The organism is Streptomyces sp. NPDC048506, assembly GCF_040651315.1.
In the GTDB taxonomy this organism is placed as follows: Bacteria; Actinomycetota; Actinomycetes; order Streptomycetales; family Streptomycetaceae; genus Streptomyces.
This window is the reverse complement of sequence record NZ_JBEZIX010000001.1, coordinates 194341-213351: the sequence shown is the minus strand read 5'-3', so window position 1 is coordinate 213351 and position 19011 is coordinate 194341. Positions and strand designations below refer to the sequence as shown.

The window sequence follows — 19011 nt, the reverse complement described above, 5'->3', positions numbered from 1 at the left end:
CGTCACACCGCGCCATGGTGGGCGAGGGCCGCGTGCGGGTCCGTGCCGTCGCTGGTGTGGTCGGTGTGGACGGTCGCGGCGGCGAGCCGCGGGACGGCGTGGATGAGGGCGTGCTCGGCGGCGACGGCGAGCGCATGGGCCTGCACCACGGTCAGTTCCGCGTCGACCACGATGTCGGCCTCGGCACGCAGGCTGTGGCCGATCCAGCGCATCCGGACCTGCCCGACGCCGCGCACGCCGCGCACCGTGCGCAAGGTGGCCTCGGCGGTGTCGACCAACTGCGGATCGACCGAGTCCATCAACCGTCGGTAGACCTCGCGGGCGGCGTCGCGCAGGACCATGAGGATGGCCGCGGTGATCAGCAGACCGACGAGCGGGTCGGCGAGGCGCCAGCCGAGCGCCACGCCGCCCGCGCCGAGGAGGACGGCGAGGGAGGTGAATCCATCGGTACGGGCGTGCAGCCCGTCGGCGACCAGGGCGGCGGAGCCGATCCTGCGTCCGGTGCGGATGCGGTAGCGGGCCACCCACTCGTTACCGATGAACCCGATCACCGCGGCGATGGCAACGGCCCATAGGTGGCTGACGTCACGGGGGTGCAGCAGGCGGTCAATGGCCTCGTAGGCGGCCAGGAGGGAGGAGACGGCGATGGTCAGCACGATGGCGATACCGGCGAGGTCCTCGGCGCGGCCGTAGCCGTAGGTGTAGCGGCGGTTGGCCGCCCGACGACCGAGGACGAAGGCGATGCCGAGCGGGACGGCGGTCAGCGCGTCGGCACCGTTGTGGATCGTGTCGCCGAGCAGCGCCACGGACCCGGACAGCACGACGATCACCGCTTGGATCGCCCCGGTCAGCCCGAGGATGCCGAGCGACAACCACAACGTGCGCATCCCGGCCCGGGAGGTCTCCATCGCCGCATCGACCTTGTCCATGGCCTCGTGACTGTGCGGCGTGACCAGATGCCCGACCCGATGCCACAGCCGCACCCACGGACCGCCGCGGTGCCGGTGGTCTCCGTGAGCGTGCAGGTGGTGATCGACGTGCGGCTGGTCGGCGTGCGCGGGGTGGTCGACGTGCACGGGGTGGTCGACATGCACGTGCTGGTCGGCGTGCAGGTGGTGGTCGACGTGCGCATGGCGATCAGCGTGCTCGTGGCGATCGGCGTGCTCGTCGTGACCGGCGTGCTCGTCGTGATCGGCGCGGGGATGGTGGCGGTGCACATGCGGATGGTTGCCTGCCATAAGACCTACCGTGGCACGCCGATCCGATTGCGGCTACAACGGTCGTACGCCCTATGACCAGGTGCGAATCCGTTGCAAGTGGGGGTGGGGAGGGGTGGGGCGGGGGCGGGGGCGGGGGGGAGCCCCCCGGAGGAGCAGCCACTCCACCCCTCGCGCCCCCCGCCCCTCAGCCTTGCCCCGACCCGACCCCGGCTGCCTCACCGTCATCGGAACCTGCCGCGCCGCCGTGCCCCTCGCCCGCCTCCACCGACGCCTCCACCGACGCCTCCGCAGGCGCAACCACGGCCGCAGCCGCCGGCGCCTCCACCGGCGTCTCCGCCCCCTCAGCCACCTTCGCCGTCACCGCCGCCGAAGCCGTGACCGACTCCGACTCCGACTCCGACTCCGTCACCGTCGCCGACGCCGACGCCGACGCCGACGCCGGCAGGATGCCCAGCGCCGCATCCCGGGCGGCCTCGGCTTCGCGGCGGAAGAGGCGGAACCACATGAAGACGACGAAGCCGGCGAAGACGAACCACTCACCGGTGTAGCCGAGGTTCTGGAACGCCTTGAGGTCCAGGCCGCTGCCCTCTACGGCGGCCGGTGGGACGGCGCGCAGCGGAGCCTGGGTGTCGGTGAGGGTGATCCAGCCGTCGTAGACCGGGTACGGCACGATGTTGACCAGTGACGCCGCGCTGATCATGCCGAGCTGGCCCCGCGGCAGCCCGCCGCCCGCCTGCACGCCGTCGGTGCCCTGGTTCTCGGAGGCCTGGAGCGCCCCGGTGACCGTCACCTCGCCCTTGGGCGGGGCGGGCACCTTCGCCGCGTCGGCCGTGACGTCGGCGTCGCCGGGCAGCCAGCCCCGTACGACCGGGAGCGCCTTGCCGTCGTCAGTCCGCAGCAGGTTGAGGACGTAGAAGCCCTGCCGCACACCGTGCGCGTCCTTCAAGGTGCGGCCCGGTACGAGCAGTTGGTGGCCGGTGTCGTAGTGCCCGCGGGCGCTGGCCTGACGGCCGGAGGTGACCTGGTCGACGGGCAGCAGGCTCTCGATGGGCCGGGCCGCCGCGGCCTGGGCCCGATCGGAGCGGTCCATCTGCTGCTGGTGGCTGTCGACCCGGTCCTCGAAGCGGCCCAGCTGCCAGCTGCCCATGAAGACGCAGAAGGGAATCGCCAGTACGGCGAAGACGTTGATCCCCCACCACCGCGGGGTCAGCAGGAACCGGTACACACCATCAACGGTACGGGGCCCGCACGGAGGGACCGCACCGCCCCCTCCACGGCCCGACGCGGCGGCCGGCGCCTGGGCCGACGGCCGTCACTGGGCCGTCAGCGCCTCCGTGTGGTACACGGTTCCGGCACACGCATCGGCGATCTTGGCGTCGGTCGCGGTGGGCGGCCCGGCCTCCGGCGTATGGCTGAGAACGATTCCTCCGGTCGCGGCCCCGCCGTCGCCAGAACCCGTTTCACCGCCCGCCTGGCCGCCGCCGTCACCGGCAGTCGTGGCCCCTGCGTCCGGGGACTGGCCCGGGGTCTTGGACGGGTCGGGCGTCGGCGAGGGCCCGGGGTTGACGCATCCCGTGGGGCCGCCGCCGGCCTCCGGGATCCAGGCGAACTTGACCTCGTACGCCTCTCCGGGCTTGAGGACCAGCTGGTCAGGGGTGGTGGCCGGGTCGGGCAGGCCGGTCGCGTCGTCGCCCGAGGTGTGGTCGACGACATGGATGCGGTCGGGGTTCGTGGCGCCCTGCGCCACCACGCCGATGGTGCCGCCGCCCTCGACGGAGCAGGCCGCACCGGAGGTGTTGACCACCCGGAACGCGCCGTAGACGCGGCCCGAGGAGTCCGCCGGCTGGACCGTGCCGCTGCCCTGTCCGAGCTGGTCGCGGCTGCACACCGGCGAGGTGACGTCCATGGTTTCGTCCGGGGCGGGGGTGCCCGCCCCGGCGCCGTGGCCGGTGCCGTTCTTCGCGGTGCCGGTGTCCTTGCCCGCGGGCTTGCCCCCGCCGGGCTTGGCTGCGCCCGTGCCGGTCGGTCGGGGCCCGGCCTGCTCGGTGCCCTCGCCGTGGGCCCCGTCGGCTCCGTCGTGTGCCTGCTGGCTGCTCGCGGCGTTGGCGGGCCGGTCCGTCGAGCCGTCCGCGAGGTCCGCCACATGGATCATGGCGGGGATGGACGTGCCGCCGAGCAGCAGCGCGGCGGCCGCGCCGACGACGACGTGCCGACGGCGCTGCCGGCGCGCCGGGACCGCGAGGCGCAGCCGCTCCAGCGCGTCCGGTGCGGGTTCGAGGGCGCCCACGCGGTCCTGGAGCAGTCGCCTCAGCTCGTCCTCGCCGCCGAAGCCACCGCCGGTGGGGTGGCTCCGGCCGTGCCGGTCGCCGTCATCCCCGCCGTTGCCGCCGAGAAGGCCGCCCAGGCTGCCGAAGCCGCCGAACGCCACGTCGGCCTGTACGTCCCGATCGTGCACGTCACGGGCTTCGCCATCGCCATCGCCATCGCCGTCGTGCACGGCGATCGGCCGGGTACGGCTGATCCGCGCACGGTCGTCGTCCGCCGTGCCGTCCGGACGGTCCTCCGGGCCCGCCGCCTCCCGTGCCTCGGGCGAGTCCGTCGCGCCCATCGGGCCCGTCGAGCCGAACGTGTCGAGCGGGTCGTACCGGCCGAACCTCTTGCCACTCATGCCGGAGCCTCCATCGCGACGCGGAGCGCCGCGATACCCCGCGACCCGTAGGCCTTGACCGAGCCGAGCGATATGCCCAGCGTCTCGGCCACCTGGGCCTCGGTCATATCGGCGAAGTAGCGGAGCACCAGCACCTCGCGCTGCCGGCGCTGCAACCCTCGCATCGCCTTGATCAGTTGGTCGCGCTCCAGCAGGTCGTACGCGCCCTCCTCGGCGCTCGCCATGTCGGGCATCGGCTTGGAGAGCAGCTTGAGCCCGAGGATGCGGCGGCGCAGCGCGGAGCGCGAGAGGTTGACGACGGTCTGCCGGAGGTAGGCCAGGGTCTTCTCGGGGTCGCGCACGCGCCCGCGCGCGGAGTGCACGCGGATGAAGGCCTCTTGGACGACGTCCTCGCAGGAGGCGGTGTCGTCGAGGAGCAGGGCGGCGAGGCCGAGCAGGGAGCGGTAGTGCGCGCGGTACGTCTCGGTGAGGTGGTCGACTGTGGTGCCCGCTGCCATCGCGTCGTCAGTGTCCCCACGCTGAGAAGGAAGCTGCGCGGGGCGCGTTGTGGGCCAGGGGGCGATCACCGGCATGCCCCCGGCCGCACGGGGCCGCTGCGGGCGCACTGTTGCGCCTGCTGCGCCCGCCGGGGCGATAGTGAATCCGAGTACCTCTGCCACGTCTGTTGGACACGCTTCCCCCTATGAGGGTTGTACGCGCAAGGCACCGCTTTTGACGATGCATCAAATGCCCTCATGCGTACCAGCTCTTCCCGAATGCCCTATTCATCCCGACGCGATCGCCCCTGATACCCGAGGGCTCACCGACCGGCCCGCGGACACCCCGAGCCACCCATGAGGGTGGCCACAAAGACGCCCCCCACCCAACTGCCGGTTGCAGTATGGCGGGGAGCGAATGGTCGAACAGATCGTCAGCCCAGATCAAGAGGTATGGGCCGGCAATTCGCTCACAGGATCTTCACACGTCCCACAAAGTATCTCCCAGCAGGTCGGCCCGCGACGGCCAATCACGCCAAGTCGCAAACCCCATACGCCCAGTGTCCACCCAGGACGCATGCATGAGCCCCACGACCCTCAGGAATCCCCGACACATCGGCCACCCGCTCCACTACAACAGAGACCACCGAAAACGGAAACCGCCGAAAACGGAGACCGCCGAACCGCCCGACCCCATGCGACTCGCCCGACCCCATGCGATGCGCCCGACCCGTCGAATCGTCCGACCCCATTGAATCGTCCGACGTCCCCGACCCCTCCAGCACCCCCGGCCACCGCCCTCGCCGAACGCACCCCCGGCCACCGAACGCGCCGCCCGCAGCGCCCACATCGCCCTCGCCGAACGCACCGCTCGCATCGCCCGCGACAACCACGACGACCGCACCGCCCGCGTCTACCGCCGCAGTTCCGCCGCCACCAACTCGCCGATCTGCGCCGTGTTCAGCGCCGCCCCCTTGCGCAGGTTGTCCCCGCACACGAACAGCTCCAGCGCCCGCGGATCGTCCAGCGAGCGCCGCACCCGCCCGACCCACGTCGGATCGGTCCCGACCACATCGGACGGCGTGGGGAACTCCCCTTCCGCCGGGTCGTCGCACAGCACCACTCCTGGCGCCGCGGCCAGAATCTCGTGTGCGCCGGCGACCGTGACCTCGTTCTCGAACCGTGCGTGCACGGCCAGCGAGTGGGTGGTGAGCACCGGCACCCGCACACAGGTCGCGGTGACCGGCAGGTCCGGCAACCCCAGGATCTTGCGGGTCTCGTGACGGACCTTGAGCTCCTCCGAGGACCAGCCGTCCTCCTGGAGCGAGCCCGCCCAGGGCACGACGTTCAGCGCGATCGGCGCCGGGAACGGCCCCAGCGTGTCCCCGACGGCCCGCCGTACGTCGCCGGGCGTCGTCCCCAGTTCCGTGCCGGAGACCGCGGACAGTTGGGCGCGCAAGGTGTCGATACCGGACTTCCCCGCCCCGGAGACCGCCTGGTACGAGGAGACGACCAGCTCGCTCAGCCCGTACTCGGCGTGCAGCGCGCCCAGGGCGACGATCATCGACGCGGTGGTGCAGTTGGGGTTGGCGATGATGCCGCGCGGACGCACCCGCGCGGTGTGCGCATTGACCTCGGGAACGACCAGCGGCACGTCCGGATCCAGCCGGAACGCGCCGGAGTTGTCCACCACCACCGCGCCCTTGGACACCGCCACCGGTGCCCACTGCGCGGAGACCTCGTCCGGCACGTCGAACATCGCGACGTCGATGCCGTCGAAGGCCTCCTCGCCCAGCGCGACGACCTCGACCTCCGCACCCCGCACGGTCAGCTTGCGGCCGGCCGAGCGGGGCGAGGCGATCAGCCGGATCTCGCCCCAGATGTCGGCACGCTCGGACAGGATGCCGAGCAGCACCGAGCCGACGGCGCCGGTGGCACCGACGACGGCGAGATGCGGCTTGCAAGCCGTACGGGCGTCCGCCCCCGCGGTGTCAGCGAGGGACGGACGGCCCGCCTCGGCCGGGATCATCGTCCGGTGCCGCCATAGACCACGGCTTCGTCGCTCTCCGAATCGAGACCGAAGGCGGTGTGCACGGCGCGCACCGCCTCGTTGACGTCATCGGCCCGGGTCACGACCGAGATGCGGATCTCGGAGGTCGAGATGAGCTCGATGTTCACGCCGGCGTTGGACAGCGCCTCGAAGAACGTCGCGGTGACGCCCGGGTTGGTCTTCATCCCCGCGCCGACCAGCGAGATCTTGGCGATCTGGTCGTCGTAGCGCAGCGAGTCGAAGCCGACCTTGGTGCGGGTCTTCTCCAGAGCCGCGACGGCCTTGCGGCCCTCGGTCTTCGGCAGCGTGAAGGAGATGTCGGTCAGCCCGGTCGACGCGGCGGAGACGTTCTGCACGACCATGTCGATGTTGACGTCGGAGTCCGCGATCGCCCGGAAGATGAGCGCGGCCTCACCCGGCTTGTCCGGGACACCGACGACCGTGACCTTCGCCTCGGAGGTGTCGTGTGCGACGCCCGAGATGATTGCCTGCTCCATCGGCTGGTCCCCTTGCGGTTCGTTGCTGACCCAGGTGCCCTGCAAGCCCGAGAAGGACGAGCGGACGTGGATCGGGATGTTGTAACGGCGTGCGTACTCGACGCAACGGTGCAGCAGCACCTTGGAGCCGGAGCTGGCGAGCTCCAGCATGTCCTCGAAGGAGATCCAGTCGATCTTCCGGGCCTTCTTCACGACCCGCGGGTCGGCGGTGAAGACACCGTCCACATCGGTGTAGATCTCGCAGACGTCGGCGTTCAGGGCGGCGGCGAGCGCCACGGCGGTGGTGTCCGAGCCACCGCGCCCGAGCGTCGTGATGTCCTTCTTGTCCTGGGACACGCCCTGGAAGCCGGCGACGATGGCGATGTTGCCGTCGTCGATGGAGGCCTTGATACGGCCCGGCGTGACATCGATGATCCGTGCCTTGTTGTGCACGGAGTCGGTGATGACACCGGCCTGGCTACCGGTGAAGGACTGCGCCTCGTGACCGAGGTTTTTGATCGCCATGGCCAGCAGGGCCATGGAGATCCGCTCTCCGGCGGTCAGCAGCATGTCGAACTCGCGCCCCGACGGGATCGGGGACACTTCCTGCGCGAGATCGATCAGCTCGTCCGTCGTGTCGCCCATCGCCGAGACCACCACGACAACCTGGTTGCCGTTCTTCTTGGCCTCGACGACTCGCTTGGCAACGCGCTTGATGCCCTCGGCATCCGCAACGGATGAGCCGCCGTACTTCTGCACGACAAGGCCCACGTGCGCTCCTCGCAACTGTCTCTTCGGGAGTTTCCTCCCGGACCCCCGGACATGGGGGTACTGCGGTCGGCTCAGTCTAACGAGCGAGCGGATTCCGCCCGTCCGATACCACATGGTGAGATGCGTTCCTGAGACGCGCAGCCCACTGTGTGGTCATGTCCGGCTCGGCGGTTCCGCATGGCGCACCGTCGCGCCCGCTCGGCCAGCACATGCCCGCTCAGGGCCGGTACACACGGAAACGTAACCCAGGTCACAGACTTCCGGGCTCAGGTGCTGCGCAGCCCCAGCGGCCCGGCGATCTCCGCCGCCATGACCTTCCCGGCCTCCTCCGCGAGCCGGTCCTCGTCACCGTCGCCGTCGAGTCCACTGTCGGTGTCCAGGCCGTCCAGCGCGTCCAGCGGCTGGTCGAGGCGGACGTGGGCGACCAGCGACTGGAGCGCGCGCAGGGCTGCCGAGGCGGTCGGGCCCCAGTTGGAGAGGTAGGAGAACTGCCACCACCACAGGGCCTCGACGACCCGGCCCGCCCGGTAGTGCGCCAGGCCGTGGCGCAGGTCGGTGATGATGTCGGCCAGGTCGTCGGAGATCCGGCAGGCGACCGGCTCGCTACGCGGCACGTACGGGTCGAAGACCTCGGAGTAGATGTCCACCGGGTCGAGCAGGACGGCGAAGCGCTCGCGCAGCTCGTCCACGTCCGGCTCCGGGCCGGTGTCCGGCTCGTACCGCTCGTCGGGAACGATGTCCTCGTGGGCGCCCAGTCGGCCACCGGTGAGCAGCAGCTGGGAGACCTCCAGCAGCAGGAAGGGCACCGCGCTGTCCGGCTCGTCGCCCTTGGCGACCTCCGTGACGGCGACGATGAAGCTCTCGATCGAGTCGGAAATCGAAACGGCGAAGTCGTCCGGGTCCTGTGTCGCGTTGTGCAGCGTGGCGTCAGACATCGAGAAGTCTCCTCCCTTCGAAGGCCCGCCCGAGCGTGACCTCGTCGGCATACTCCAGATCGCCTCCGACCGGCAGTCCGCTCGCCAGTCGTGTCACTCTCAGGCCCATGGGTTTGATCATGCGGGCCAGGTACGTGGCCGTGGCCTCGCCCTCCAGATTCGGGTCGGTGGCCAGGATCAGCTCGGTGACCGTGCCGTCCGCGAGCCTGGCCAGCAGTTCCCGTATCCGCAGGTCGTCGGGGCCCACGCCCTCGATCGGGCTGATCGCCCCACCGAGGACGTGGTAGCGACCGCGGAACTCTCGGGTCCGCTCGATCGCCACGACGTCTTTGGGCTCTTCCACGACGCAGATGACCGCCGGATCACGCCGCGGGTCCAGACAGACCCGGCACTGCTCCTCCTGCGCCACATTGCCGCAGACGTTGCAGAACCGGACCTTCGCCTTGACCTCCATCAGCGCGTTCGCAAGCCGGCGGACATCGGTCGGCTCCGCCTGAAGGATGTGGAAGGCGATCCGCTGCGCGCTCTTGGGACCGACGCCGGGCAGTCTGCCCAACTCGTCGATCAGGTCCTGGACCACGCCTTCATACACGGAACGTCTTCTCTCTCTTCTGGCGTGCTGCGTACGCTAGTTGGCTACTCCTCAGAAGGGGAGACCGGGGATGCCACCGCCACCCAGACCCTGGGCGAGCGGACCGAGCTTCTGCTGCTGCAACTGCTGGGCGCTGGCGTTGGCGTCCCGGACCGCCGCCAGGACGAGGTCCGCAAGGGTCTCCGCCGTCTCCTCGGCGGATTCGACGTCCACCGCCTTGGGGTCGATGACCAGTCCCTTGAGCTCGCCGGCACCGGTCACCGTCGCCTTGACCAGACCGCCGCCCGCGGAGCCCTCCACGGGCGTCTCCGCCAGCTCCTGCTGGGCGGCCGCGAGGTCCTGCTGCATCTTCTGGGCCTGCTGGAGCAGCTGCTGCATATTGGGCTGACCACCGGGGATCACGACGGGACTCCTGCCGTACGACAACGATTGGTGCGGTAGCCCGAGCCTACGTGTTTCACGGGCCCAGCGCCCTACGCCGTAGGGAGGAGCACGGGTGTACGCCTGATGTACACCGCGTACCGGTCGGCCCCGGAGCATGGGTCCCCCACCGGCATCCCTGCACCGTCGCTAACCGCAACCGCTACGCAGCACCACGTATCCGCCCGCTCACCGGCACACGCCCACCCGCCGCCGAAGCACGCCCACTCCTCCACGCACGAGCGCGCACCAGCGCACGCCCACGGTCACTCATTGTTGAACTCCTCCACCACCGTCGCGCCCAGCTCCCGGACGATCAGCTCATGGCCGCTGAGCGCCGAGTCGACGAGATCGGGGTCGTCCTCCGCCGGCATGTCGTACTCGATCGACATCGGCGGCGGCTCGGGCGGGGTGTACGAGGGCTCCGGCGAGGGGGCAGCCTGCCCGCCGCCCGCCGATGCCGACGGCGCGACCGCCTCCCGCGCCATCCGGGCGCCCTGGCTGCCACCACCACCGGCTCCGCCGCCGCCCTGCCCGTACGGCCCGCCGGCCTGCGGGGACCCTGCCGGGCCGCCCTGCGGAGCCGGCGACTGCGGAGCGGACTGCTGCGGTGCGGCAGGCGCCCCGCCGCCGAAACCACCGCCGCCGCCGAACCCGCCACCGCCGCTACGGGGGGCGCCCCCGGCCGGCGGGTTGGCGCCGCCCGACGGATCGACGATCGCCTCGACCCGCCACTGCACCTGGAAGCGCTCCGCGAGCACGTCCTTCAGGACGTCCTCGCTCCCGCCGTTGGCGAAGCTGTCACGGGCACCGGCATTGGGGAAACCGATCTGTAGCGTCGTGCCGTCGAAGCCGGAGACCTGGGCGTTCTGGCTCAGCAGGATCCAGGTGAAGCGCCGGCGGTCCTTCACCGCCTCCAGGATCTCCGGCCACATCTGCCGCACCTGAGCCGCGCCCTGCGCCGCCCCGGGAGCCACCCCGGCCTGCGCCGGCTGCTGCTGTACCGGCGCGGGACCACCGGCCGCCGGCCCGCCCTGCGCCGGCTGCGGTACGGACGCACCGCCCTGCTGCCCCGGACCGCCCTGCCCGGGCGCCACGGCCGTCGGCCAGCCACCGGGCTGCCGGGCCCCGCCCCCGTTGCCACCACCGGCACCGTTTCCGCGGCCGGCACCACCGGGCCACGCCCCGGGCCGCGCCGCCGCGGCCTCACCTGCCGGAGCCGGAGCCCCCGGAGCCGGAGCCCCCGGAGCCGAATCACCAGGAGCCGGCGCAGCGGCAGCCGGGGCGACCGGCCCCTCCGCGCCAGCACCACCAACACCGCCGGCACCCCCCACCGGCCCGACGGCCCCGGCGGACGCCCCGACACCACTCGCAGAAGCCGCAGGAGCCACACCACCCGCAGCACCCGCACCGCTCGCACTCCCCGCGGCCCCGGCCCCGCGCACCGCGGCCCGCGCGGCCGCCGGCCCGGACGGCCCCGCGGCCGGCATCGGCGGATGCGCCTCCGGCCCCGGCACATACCCGGCCGCAGGCCCACCACCGGCCTCCGCGGGCGCCACACCCGGCGCCACGCCGCCCCCGACACCCGGCACAACACCGGCACCGGCACCGGCACCGGCACCGGCACCGGCCAGCATGGCCGCGCCCGCCCCACGCTCCAGACGGTCGAGCCGTGCCTGCACCGACCGCTCGTCGTCGTACGCCGCGGGCAGCAGCACCCGCGCGCAGATCAGCTCCAGCTGCAACCGGGGCGAGGTCGCCCCCCGCATCTCCGTCAGACCCGCATTGACCAGGTCCGCGGCCCGGCTCAGCTCCGCCGCGCCGAACACGGACGCCTGCGCGGTCATCCGCTCCACGACGTCGGCGGGGGCGTCGATCAGCCCCTTCTCCCCCGCGTCCGGCACCGCCGCCAGGATCACCAGGTCCCGCAGCCGCTCCAGCAGGTCGGCCACGAACCGCCGAGGGTCGTTGCCGCCCTCGATGACCCGGTCCACGACCTCGAAGGCCGCCGCCCCGTCCCCCGCGGCGAACGCCTCCACCACGGCGTCCAGCAGCGACCCGTCGGTGTACCCCAACAGGGCCGTGGCCATGGCATACGTCACACCGTCGGCGCCCGCCCCGGCGAGCAGCTGGTCCATCACGGACATCGAGTCACGCACCGAACCGGCACCGGCCCGCACGACCAGCGGCAGCACGCCGTCCTCGACCGGGATGTCCTCCCGCCCGCAGACCTCCGCCAGGTACTCCCGCAGCGTCCCCGGCGGCACCAGCCGGAACGGGTAGTGGTGGGTCCGCGACCGGATCGTCCCGATGACCTTCTCGGGCTCCGTCGTCGCGAAGATGAACTTCAAGTGCTCCGGCGGCTCCTCGACGACCTTCAGCAGCGCATTGAAGCCCGCCGAGGTCACCATGTGGGCCTCGTCGATGATGTAGATCTTGTAGCGACTGCTCGCCGGCCCGAAGAACGCCTTCTCCCGCAGCTCACGGGCGTCGTCCACGCCACCGTGCGACGCGGCGTCGATCTCGATCACATCGATCGAGCCCCGCCCGTTCCTGGCCAGGTCCACGCACGACTGGCACGTCCCGCAGGGCGTGGGAGTGGGACCTTCCTCACAGTTCAAGCACCGCGCCAGGATCCGCGCACTGGTCGTCTTGCCGCAGCCCCGCGGCCCACTGAACAGATACGCGTGGTTGACCCGGTTGTTCCGCAACGCCTGCTGCAGCGGGTCGGTCACGTGCTCTTGCCCGATGACCTCGGCGAAGGTCTCGGGTCGGTAGCGGCGGTACAGCGCAAGGGACGACACGCATACGACGATATCGGGCCCCACTGACAACCGACCCGCCCCACAAACGCAGGCGCCCCCCACGCACCCGCCAGAGCCGACCTACCCTTGCTGCCTTCCGGCCCTGGGGGAGTTCAGTCAGATAGCGCCACGTGAGGGGCTGCCCCCCACCCTAGCGGATCCCCCGCCCGACAAACGAACCCACTCCCCTCCCACACCCCCACCTCCACCCCCTCCCCCGGATCATGTTCGCGAGCACTCCCCAACGTCTTGTATTGTTTGCGGCGGAGGATTCGCCTAGTGGCCTAGGGCGCACGCTTGGAAAGCGTGTTGGGGGCAACCCCTCACGAGTTCGAATCTCGTATCCTCCGCCAGTGCTCTCACCGGGCACGATGTCGAAGGGCCCCACCGTTCGCGGTGGGGCCCTTCGACGTTCCTCAGCCCTCGTTGTCCTGGTCTTTGTCCACAAGGGCTGTTTCCGGGGCTCCCCAGATCGCCGTTCCGATCTTCTGGGCCACCTCCTTGAGCAGGTGGTCCGGCACGTGGAGGTACCGCGCGCGCATCCACGCGGCGCCGCCCGGCTCCCACCCCATGATCTGGTCGATGACCCGATCCGGGACGCCCAGCAGCATCAGCACCGTTCCGGCGGTGTGACGTGCGTCATGAAGTCGGCCGTCCCGCACCGCAGCGACATTGTGCAGGCGCTTCCAGTCGTGGTAGTCCGTGTTCGGGCTGAGCGGGCCGCCCAGCGGGCCCGGCAGAGGGACCGCCCGGCGGCCGGCACGCGACTTGGTGTTCTTGTGTTCCCTGCGGATGCGCTCCGGGCACTGGCCGGGCTTCCGGCCGTATCTGTCACCGCAGCCATGCTCGTACTTCGGCCGCAGGCGGTTCTTCCGGATGCGGAGGCAAGTCTTCGTCCAGCGCCCTTTGCGCATGCCTCATGAACCAGATGCGGTCCGCCGAGCGATAGAGAGGGCGTGAGACTGTTCCGCCCCATGGGGGCAGACCGAGATGACGACACGGTGCTGCTGCGTGCCGTGGCCCGGGGGAATCAGGCTGCGCTGGCCACGCTCTACGACCGGCACGCAGGTTGGCTGCACGCACGGCTGACGCGGCGGTGCGGGGACCCGGAGACCGTGCGCGAGGTCCTTCAGGACACTTTTGTCACCGTGTGGCGGTCCGCCGGCACCTACCGGGGCGGTGAGTCCGGCGGCTGGCTGTGGGTGATCGCGGCGCGGCGGCTGGTGGACGCGCAGCGAGCGCAGGCACGGGCCGAGCGGGTCGAGTACGAGCCGGCGACGGCTGCGCCGTCCGCCGAGGACCGGGTCCTGGCCGGGCTTGAGTACGGGGAAGTGGGCACCGCCCTCGACCGGATCTCCCCGGAGCTGCGCGAGGTGTTGCGCGCCACCGTCGTCGACGGGCTGACCACACGCGAAGCCGCGCTGCTGCTCGGGATACCCGAGGGCACGGTGAAGTCCCGGGCAATGCGGGCCCGCCGCGAACTCCGCACTCTCTTGTCCCAGTTGTCCGATGGTGGCATGCCGTTGGGAGACCTTGCATGACGTGGAAAGACGAAGACCCGGGTGGGAGGGGCCGGAATGCCGCCGCCTCGGCATGGCATGTGGACGCGGCGATGAGCGCGCGCTACGCGGCAGGGTCCCTCCCCGAGCCCGACACGTGGTCCCTGGAGAAGCACCTGGAGGCATGCACCCCGTGCGCGACCACGGTGTCGAGGGCGGTCGGCGCGACGGGGGGCGCGACGGCGGTACTGGCAGAGATACGGGGATCGGTGCTACTCGCGATTGCGGAGGCGGAGGCGCACGAGGCCGCGGGCGCCGCCCACCACCCCTCTCCCTCCCTCAACCGTCGACTCGGCCGCACGCTCTGGGCCGCCGGGCCGGCGCTGCGGGGATCGTGGGTCGTCGCGCTGCTGCTGGTGTGTGCCGCAGCCGCAGGACTGGCGTATGGAGCCGGGTTCGACGGCGCGCGTCCCCTGCTGCTCGCGCTCGCCCCCGTGCTGCCGCTCGCCGGCGTCGCGCTCTCGTACGGGCCGCATGCCGATCCGATGTACGAGATCAGCGCCACGACGCCGTCCGGCGGCCTGCGCCTTCTGCTTACCAGGGCCGCCGCTGTTCTCGGGGTGAGCCTGCCGTTGCTCACCGCCGTGGGTGCCTTCTTGCCGGGCCCCCCGGGGATGCCCGGCGCCGCGGCCTGGCTGTTGCCGGCGCTGGCGCTGGCGCTGGGAGCGCTCGCGCTCGGCTCATACGTCGGATGCCGGACCGCCACTGGGATCGTCGCCGCAGGCTGGACGTTCGCGGTACTGCTGCCCGTGTTCTCGGTGCCCGGCGACGGCGGGGGAGACAGCGGCGACGGCAGGACTCTCCCGGTGACCGCGCTCGCCGAGCAACTGGCGCAGTACCTCTCTGGGGTCTCCGTGCAAGGAGGTTGGGCGGTGGCCGCTGCGCTCTGCGCGGGTGTGCTCGCCCTGCGCCGCCATTCCTTCGACTTCAGCCCGGGCTCCGGCCGGGGCCTGCGTTTCGACCGTCTGGAGAATCTGTGACCGCCACGACCACCATAAGCGTCACCGGGCTGAGCGTCCGGCACCGCAAGACCGTCGCCCTTGACGGCATCGACCTCGACTTCAGCCCCGGAGTACACGGGTTGCTCGGCCCGAACGGCGCCGGCAAGACCTCCCTGATCCGGGTACTGGCAACGGTCGCCCGCCCCGACGGCGGACGCGTGGAACTGCTGGGTCATGACCTGTCCGGCCACCGGGAGCTGGCGGCGGCCCGACGCAGACTCGGCTACCTGCCACAGGACTTCGGGTATTACCCCGGTTTCACCGTGCGGGAGTTCGTCGCGTACGTCGCCTGGCTGAAGGAGATGCCGGGCGCCGAGGCCGGGGCGGCGGTCGAGCGTGCCGTCGCGCGGGTCGGGCTCATGGACCGAATCGATGCCAAGGTGAAGACGCTGTCGGGCGGCATGGTGCGGCGGGTCGGTATCGCGCAGGCCATCGTCAACGATCCGGCCGTGCTGCTGCTCGACGAACCGACCGCCGGACTGGACCCTGAACAACGCGTCGAATTCCGCTCACTACTACAGGAGTTGGGCGGCGAAAGCACGGTTGTCGTCTCCACCCATCTGGTGGAGGACGTGGCCGTGGCGTGCACCGAGGTGACCCTCGTCGAGTCCGGACGGGTGGCCTATCGCGGTACGCCCGCCTCACTCACCGAGCTCGGCGAGAGTGTGGACGGCGCGGGAATCGGGGGCAACGCCATTGAGCGCGGCTACACGGCAGCCCTGCGCGGCCACCGCGCCGAGGCGGCAACCACCGCAGGAGCACACCGATGAGCACACCGACCCTTTCCCGGCCGTCCGTCGCCGGCACTCCGCAGCCGGACCGCCGCACTCGCCACCCGCTGTACGCCGAGGTGCGCAGCGGCCCTGCCCGCTGGGCCGCGCTCGCGGCGTTCCTCACTCCCGCTCTGTCACTGGCGGCCAAGGCAGCCTATTGGCAAGGGAGTTGGGGCCATACGCAGCTGCAACTGCATATCGCAGCCGTACTGCTCGGCGGCCCCCTGGCCGCAGCCGCCGGGTGTTGGCAGGGTGGCCGGGAGCACCGGTCACGCACGACGGAGCTGCGGGTCTCCGGCACCAGGGGCCCGCTTGCGCAGTTCTTGGTGTCGGCGGCGCCGGTGGTACTCGGCGTCCTCGCCGGATACGTACTCGCCGCGGCCGGGGCACTGGCGGCCACCTGGCCGTACGTCTCGTCCGGCCGGCCGCACGCCTCCCTGCCGGCAGCGGACGCGATGTTCCTGGCCGCGATGACGATGGGTGGAATGGTCGTTGGGCGTCTCGTGCGGTGGCGATTGGCCGCGCCGGCCCTCGCCGGCCTCGCCTATGTGGCACTCGCCCTGCCCACCCACCAGAAGTCAGCGCTCCGCTTCCTCAGCCCGGCCACGACCCACGGCGGTGGCGACGCACTGCCGGTCTGGTGGCAGCCGTTGGCGATGGCAGCGTGGACGGCCGGTATCGCCGCTGCGGCGGTCCTCGCATACGCCGCCCGCCGTCACTGGTACGCCGCGCTTCCGGCCCTGGCCATCGCGGCCGCCGCGGCCGTGCCCCTCATGCGGTCAGGCGAGGACATGTGGCACCTGGATCCCGCCGGGAAGGCTGAGGTGTGTGACGACTCGTCTCCGCGCGTGTGCGTCAACGCGTTGAACCGCGGTCTGTTGCCGGAGGTCTCGCGTGCCCTGTCGGGAATCACCAGCCGGCTCGACGGAGTGGCGAACGCCCCCACCCGCTTCGAGGACCTGCACCGCGCCCCCCGCAGCGGCGAGGCGGAGTTGCCCACGCTCTCCCTCGGTCAGAGCGTCGTCCGCGGTGCGCTGGCCGAACCGGAGCAGTTCGCGTGGGAGGCCGCGGCAGCCCTGACGTCGCGCGATTGCGACACTTTCCCGACCCAGAGGACCGACGACGCCGTACGGGACTGGCTGGCCTCCAACAGCCTCAGTGAGCGCAGACGGCAGACAGCGGAGGAGACTGCCCGCGAGTGGGGCAACGCGACGGCAACCGCCGATGCCCAAGCCGGCGCACGGGCGCTGTCCCACCTCACGGCCATGCGCGACGACCAGCGGCGCGCCTGGCTCGGCCGCTACTTCGCGACCGCGGGCCGCTGCGACGTGAGCGGGGTACCCGCCCTATGAGGCCCAAAACAGCTGCCTACCCACCGACGTACGGGCTCGTCCTCTACTGCCGCTCGCGTGCGCTGCCGCTCACCGTGGCCACGCTCCTCGGCGCTGCGCTCCTAGCCGCCGTCTGCGCGCACCAGCTGAACACCTCCACCGACTCGTTCCAGCGCGTGCCGCTGGTGGTACTCGCGCCGATGCTCGCCGCCGCGGCGATCGGCACCAGCCTGCGTCAGCACTCCGCGGAGCTGGACCGGACGGCCGCGCGCCCCGCGTGGCCCCGGCGGCTGGCCCATCTGCTGGCGCTGACCGCCCTCGCCGCCGGCACACTGGCGCTCACCATGCCAGGGCACACGCAGGAGTTCGGTGCTCCCGCGATGGTCCGCAACCTTGCAGGGGCGGTGGGGATCACTGCGGCGGCCGCCACAGTGATCGGCGCCCGGCTGAGCTGGCTGCCGACGGTCGCGTATCTCGGCGCGATGTCCTTGGCAGGCGATGGCGTCCCCGGCCGAGCCGCCACGATCTGGGCCTGGCCCGTGCAACCGGGGCCGCAGCCCGCCGCATGGGCAGCCGCCGCCGGCGCCTTCATCGTGGGCGGAGTGCTCTATACCGTGCGGGGGGCGTGGTCGGAGAGCCCCCACGACTGACCCCGCCTGTGCGCCAGCGGCCGGGGCGAGACACAGAGCACGGGGCAGCCGCCCCCTCTCGATCCTCGCGTCATCTCACGGCTCAGGGTGGCGCAGATCGCATACACCGCGAGACCGCCGAGCGCGACGGAACGTGGTTGCAGATCTGGTTGTTCTGCACGGCGGGACGAAAATCCGTCCCACCAGCTCGTTCCGAGGCGCACGGCAGCCCAGAGGGCGGGCCGTTTGCACAGCCCGCCCTCTGACTTTGCACTCAGCCTCCGGCGACCGGTCCGAAGGACAGCGCATCCGCCAATGCATGCGCCGGTATGAGTGAACGGCACGAGATGACCGAGTGAAGCGGCATGACCCGGCAATCATGCGCGGGAAAGGCTCACGGATTGACCATTGGCATCCTGGGTCTTACAGATCGCAGCAGCCCTCTGGTAGGGGCCCTTACACCAAGAGTATGGTCTCTTGTATGGCGACCAAGAAGGTGACGGTGACGATCCCCGAGGATCTCCTGGACGAGATCCGTGCCGAGGCGGCTGAGCGGGGACTTTCGGCATATGTTGCCGAGGCACTGCGATTCAAGCGCGACCGGGACCGGCTGCTGGAGCTCGTCGACTGGCTGCAGGAGGAACACGGTTCGGTCACCGAGGACGAGCGCGCGGCGGCACTCGCGGAACTGGAAGATCTCGACGCCGAGCACGAGCGCCGCCACGTGGCCGGAAAGCGCAACGCCGGAGAGGCCGCGTGAAGAAGCGGGCCGGTGAGTACGGGCAGCGTCCACTACGCGTCTTCGTACTCGACTGCGAGGCCCTGTCCCTCGCCGTGCGCGGCGACCGCAAGATGATCGCCTGGCTGGACCTTGCGGCCCGGGGTGAAGCCGACGTGGTGACGTCTCCGATGACGTTGGTCGAGGCGTACGACGGCAGAACCACCGAGCAGCGCTGGGACTGGGTGCTCTCGCGACTCAGAGTCGCCGACATCGGGAAGGACGAGGCCCGGCAGGCCCGTCGGCTCCTGGCCGACGCCAAGCTCCGCGGCCACAAGTACGCGATCGACGCCATGCTCGCCGTCATCGCGCGACAGCAGAAAGGGCAGGTCACCGTCTTCACCTCGGACGTGGATGACCTGGATAAGCTCGTCCCGGACACAATCGTCGTCAAGCGAGTATGACTGCACTCTGGGTGTCAGTTCTGGTCTCATTCACCCCTGTCCAGCGCTGTCCGTCACCTGCCCCCAGCCCCACACCGCCGCAGGTCAGGACGGATCCAAGCACTCCAGAACGTCCGGACCCATT

18 protein-coding genes, 1 tRNA gene, 1 other RNA gene and 1 pseudogene are annotated in these 19011 nt (G+C 71.2%); 9 read left to right on the top strand and 12 right to left on the bottom strand.

The features are described from left to right. Positions 1 to 2: 2 nt before the first annotated feature. Positions 3 to 1025, bottom strand: coding sequence for a cation diffusion facilitator family transporter (locus AB0C96_RS00960; protein WP_362912442.1), 1023 nt, complete (start codon positions 1023 to 1025; stop codon positions 3 to 5). Between AB0C96_RS00960 and AB0C96_RS00955 the strand changes: the two genes are divergently transcribed. Beyond that, a complete protein-coding gene (locus AB0C96_RS00955; protein ID WP_362912454.1) occupies positions 1014 to 1295 on the top strand; it encodes a hypothetical protein in 282 nt (93 codons plus the stop codon). The two genes, AB0C96_RS00960 and AB0C96_RS00955, sit on opposite strands and share 12 nt — an antisense overlap. A gap of 109 nt (positions 1296 to 1404) precedes the next feature. Here AB0C96_RS00955 and AB0C96_RS00950 read toward each other — a convergent pair whose 3' ends face one another. The 10 genes from AB0C96_RS00950 to ffs form a co-directional block, all read right to left on the bottom strand. Further along, the gene (locus AB0C96_RS00950) at positions 1405 to 2445 is read right to left on the bottom strand and encodes an SURF1 family protein (RefSeq protein WP_362912271.1); all 1041 of its coding nucleotides are present in this window, start codon (positions 2443 to 2445) and stop codon (positions 1405 to 1407) included. An 87-nt stretch (positions 2446 to 2532) separates the two neighbouring features. Beyond that, positions 2533 to 3888 (bottom strand): hypothetical protein, encoded by a 1356-nt coding sequence (locus AB0C96_RS00945; RefSeq protein ID WP_362912269.1) that lies wholly within the window; start codon positions 3886 to 3888, stop codon positions 2533 to 2535. Then, positions 3885 to 4547, bottom strand: a complete 663-nt coding sequence (locus AB0C96_RS00940; RefSeq protein WP_362912267.1) for a SigE family RNA polymerase sigma factor — start codon at positions 4545 to 4547, stop codon at positions 3885 to 3887. The genes AB0C96_RS00945 and AB0C96_RS00940 overlap by 4 nt, the downstream gene beginning before the upstream one ends. 730 nt (positions 4548 to 5277) lie before the next feature. Beyond that, on the bottom strand, positions 5278 to 6393 hold the full coding sequence (locus AB0C96_RS00935) for an aspartate-semialdehyde dehydrogenase (RefSeq protein WP_362912265.1): 1116 nt from the start codon (positions 6391 to 6393) through the stop codon (positions 5278 to 5280). After that, a complete protein-coding gene (locus AB0C96_RS00930) occupies positions 6390 to 7661 on the bottom strand; it encodes an aspartate kinase (protein WP_362912263.1) in 1272 nt (423 codons plus the stop codon). Before AB0C96_RS00930 ends, AB0C96_RS00935 begins: the two co-directional genes overlap by 4 nt. 266 nt (positions 7662 to 7927) lie before the next feature. Continuing rightward, positions 7928 to 8596, bottom strand: a complete 669-nt coding sequence (locus AB0C96_RS00925) for a DUF5063 domain-containing protein (protein WP_362912261.1) — start codon at positions 8594 to 8596, stop codon at positions 7928 to 7930. Further along, the gene (recR, locus tag AB0C96_RS00920; protein ID WP_362912259.1) at positions 8589 to 9188 is read right to left on the bottom strand and encodes a recombination mediator RecR; all 600 of its coding nucleotides are present in this window, start codon (positions 9186 to 9188) and stop codon (positions 8589 to 8591) included. The genes AB0C96_RS00925 and recR overlap by 8 nt, the downstream gene beginning before the upstream one ends. A gap of 51 nt (positions 9189 to 9239) precedes the next feature. Continuing rightward, positions 9240 to 9590 (bottom strand): YbaB/EbfC family nucleoid-associated protein, encoded by a 351-nt coding sequence (locus tag AB0C96_RS00915; protein WP_362912257.1) that lies wholly within the window; start codon positions 9588 to 9590, stop codon positions 9240 to 9242. Between the two features lie 284 nt (positions 9591 to 9874). Next, positions 9875 to 12412, bottom strand: a complete 2538-nt coding sequence (locus tag AB0C96_RS00910; protein WP_362912255.1) for a DNA polymerase III subunit gamma and tau — start codon at positions 12410 to 12412, stop codon at positions 9875 to 9877. 48 nt (positions 12413 to 12460) lie between these two features. Further along, an RNA gene (gene ffs, locus AB0C96_RS00905) (signal recognition particle sRNA small type) lies at positions 12461 to 12555 on the bottom strand. A 122-nt stretch (positions 12556 to 12677) separates the two neighbouring features. Here ffs and AB0C96_RS00900 point away from each other — a divergent pair. Next, positions 12678 to 12765 (top strand) — tRNA-Ser (locus tag AB0C96_RS00900). A 63-nt stretch (positions 12766 to 12828) separates the two neighbouring features. Here the strand turns inward: AB0C96_RS00900 and AB0C96_RS00895 are convergent. Continuing rightward, positions 12829 to 13296, bottom strand: a pseudogene (locus tag AB0C96_RS00895) (tyrosine-type recombinase/integrase); the annotation flags it as partial. Positions 13297 to 13386: 90 nt separating this feature from the next. Here AB0C96_RS00895 and AB0C96_RS00890 point away from each other — a divergent pair. The 7 genes from AB0C96_RS00890 to AB0C96_RS00860 all read left to right on the top strand — a co-directional run bounded on the left by AB0C96_RS00890 (position 13387) and on the right by AB0C96_RS00860 (position 18887). Then, a complete protein-coding gene (locus tag AB0C96_RS00890) occupies positions 13387 to 13953 on the top strand; it encodes an RNA polymerase sigma factor (protein ID WP_362912253.1) in 567 nt (188 codons plus the stop codon). A 71-nt stretch (positions 13954 to 14024) separates the two neighbouring features. Beyond that, entirely contained in the window at positions 14025 to 14951 is a 927-nt protein-coding gene (locus AB0C96_RS00885; protein WP_362912251.1) for a zf-HC2 domain-containing protein, read from the top strand. Beyond that, on the top strand, positions 14948 to 15742 hold the full coding sequence (locus AB0C96_RS00880) for an ABC transporter ATP-binding protein (RefSeq protein WP_362912249.1): 795 nt from the start codon (positions 14948 to 14950) through the stop codon (positions 15740 to 15742). The genes AB0C96_RS00885 and AB0C96_RS00880 overlap by 4 nt, the downstream gene beginning before the upstream one ends. Next, positions 15739 to 17097, top strand: a complete 1359-nt coding sequence (locus AB0C96_RS00875) for a hypothetical protein (protein ID WP_362912247.1) — start codon at positions 15739 to 15741, stop codon at positions 17095 to 17097. Before AB0C96_RS00880 ends, AB0C96_RS00875 begins: the two co-directional genes overlap by 4 nt. Continuing rightward, positions 17094 to 17726 carry a hypothetical protein gene (locus AB0C96_RS00870; RefSeq protein WP_362912245.1) on the top strand — a complete coding sequence of 211 codons (633 nt, stop codon included), beginning with the start codon at positions 17094 to 17096 and terminating at the stop codon, positions 17724 to 17726. Before AB0C96_RS00875 ends, AB0C96_RS00870 begins: the two co-directional genes overlap by 4 nt. A 460-nt stretch (positions 17727 to 18186) precedes the next feature. Continuing rightward, positions 18187 to 18465 (top strand): CopG family transcriptional regulator, encoded by a 279-nt coding sequence (locus tag AB0C96_RS00865; protein ID WP_362912243.1) that lies wholly within the window; start codon positions 18187 to 18189, stop codon positions 18463 to 18465. After that, positions 18462 to 18887, top strand: coding sequence for a PIN domain-containing protein (locus tag AB0C96_RS00860; RefSeq protein WP_362912241.1), 426 nt, complete (start codon positions 18462 to 18464; stop codon positions 18885 to 18887). The genes AB0C96_RS00865 and AB0C96_RS00860 overlap by 4 nt, the downstream gene beginning before the upstream one ends. The last annotated feature ends 124 nt before the right edge of the window (positions 18888 to 19011 follow it).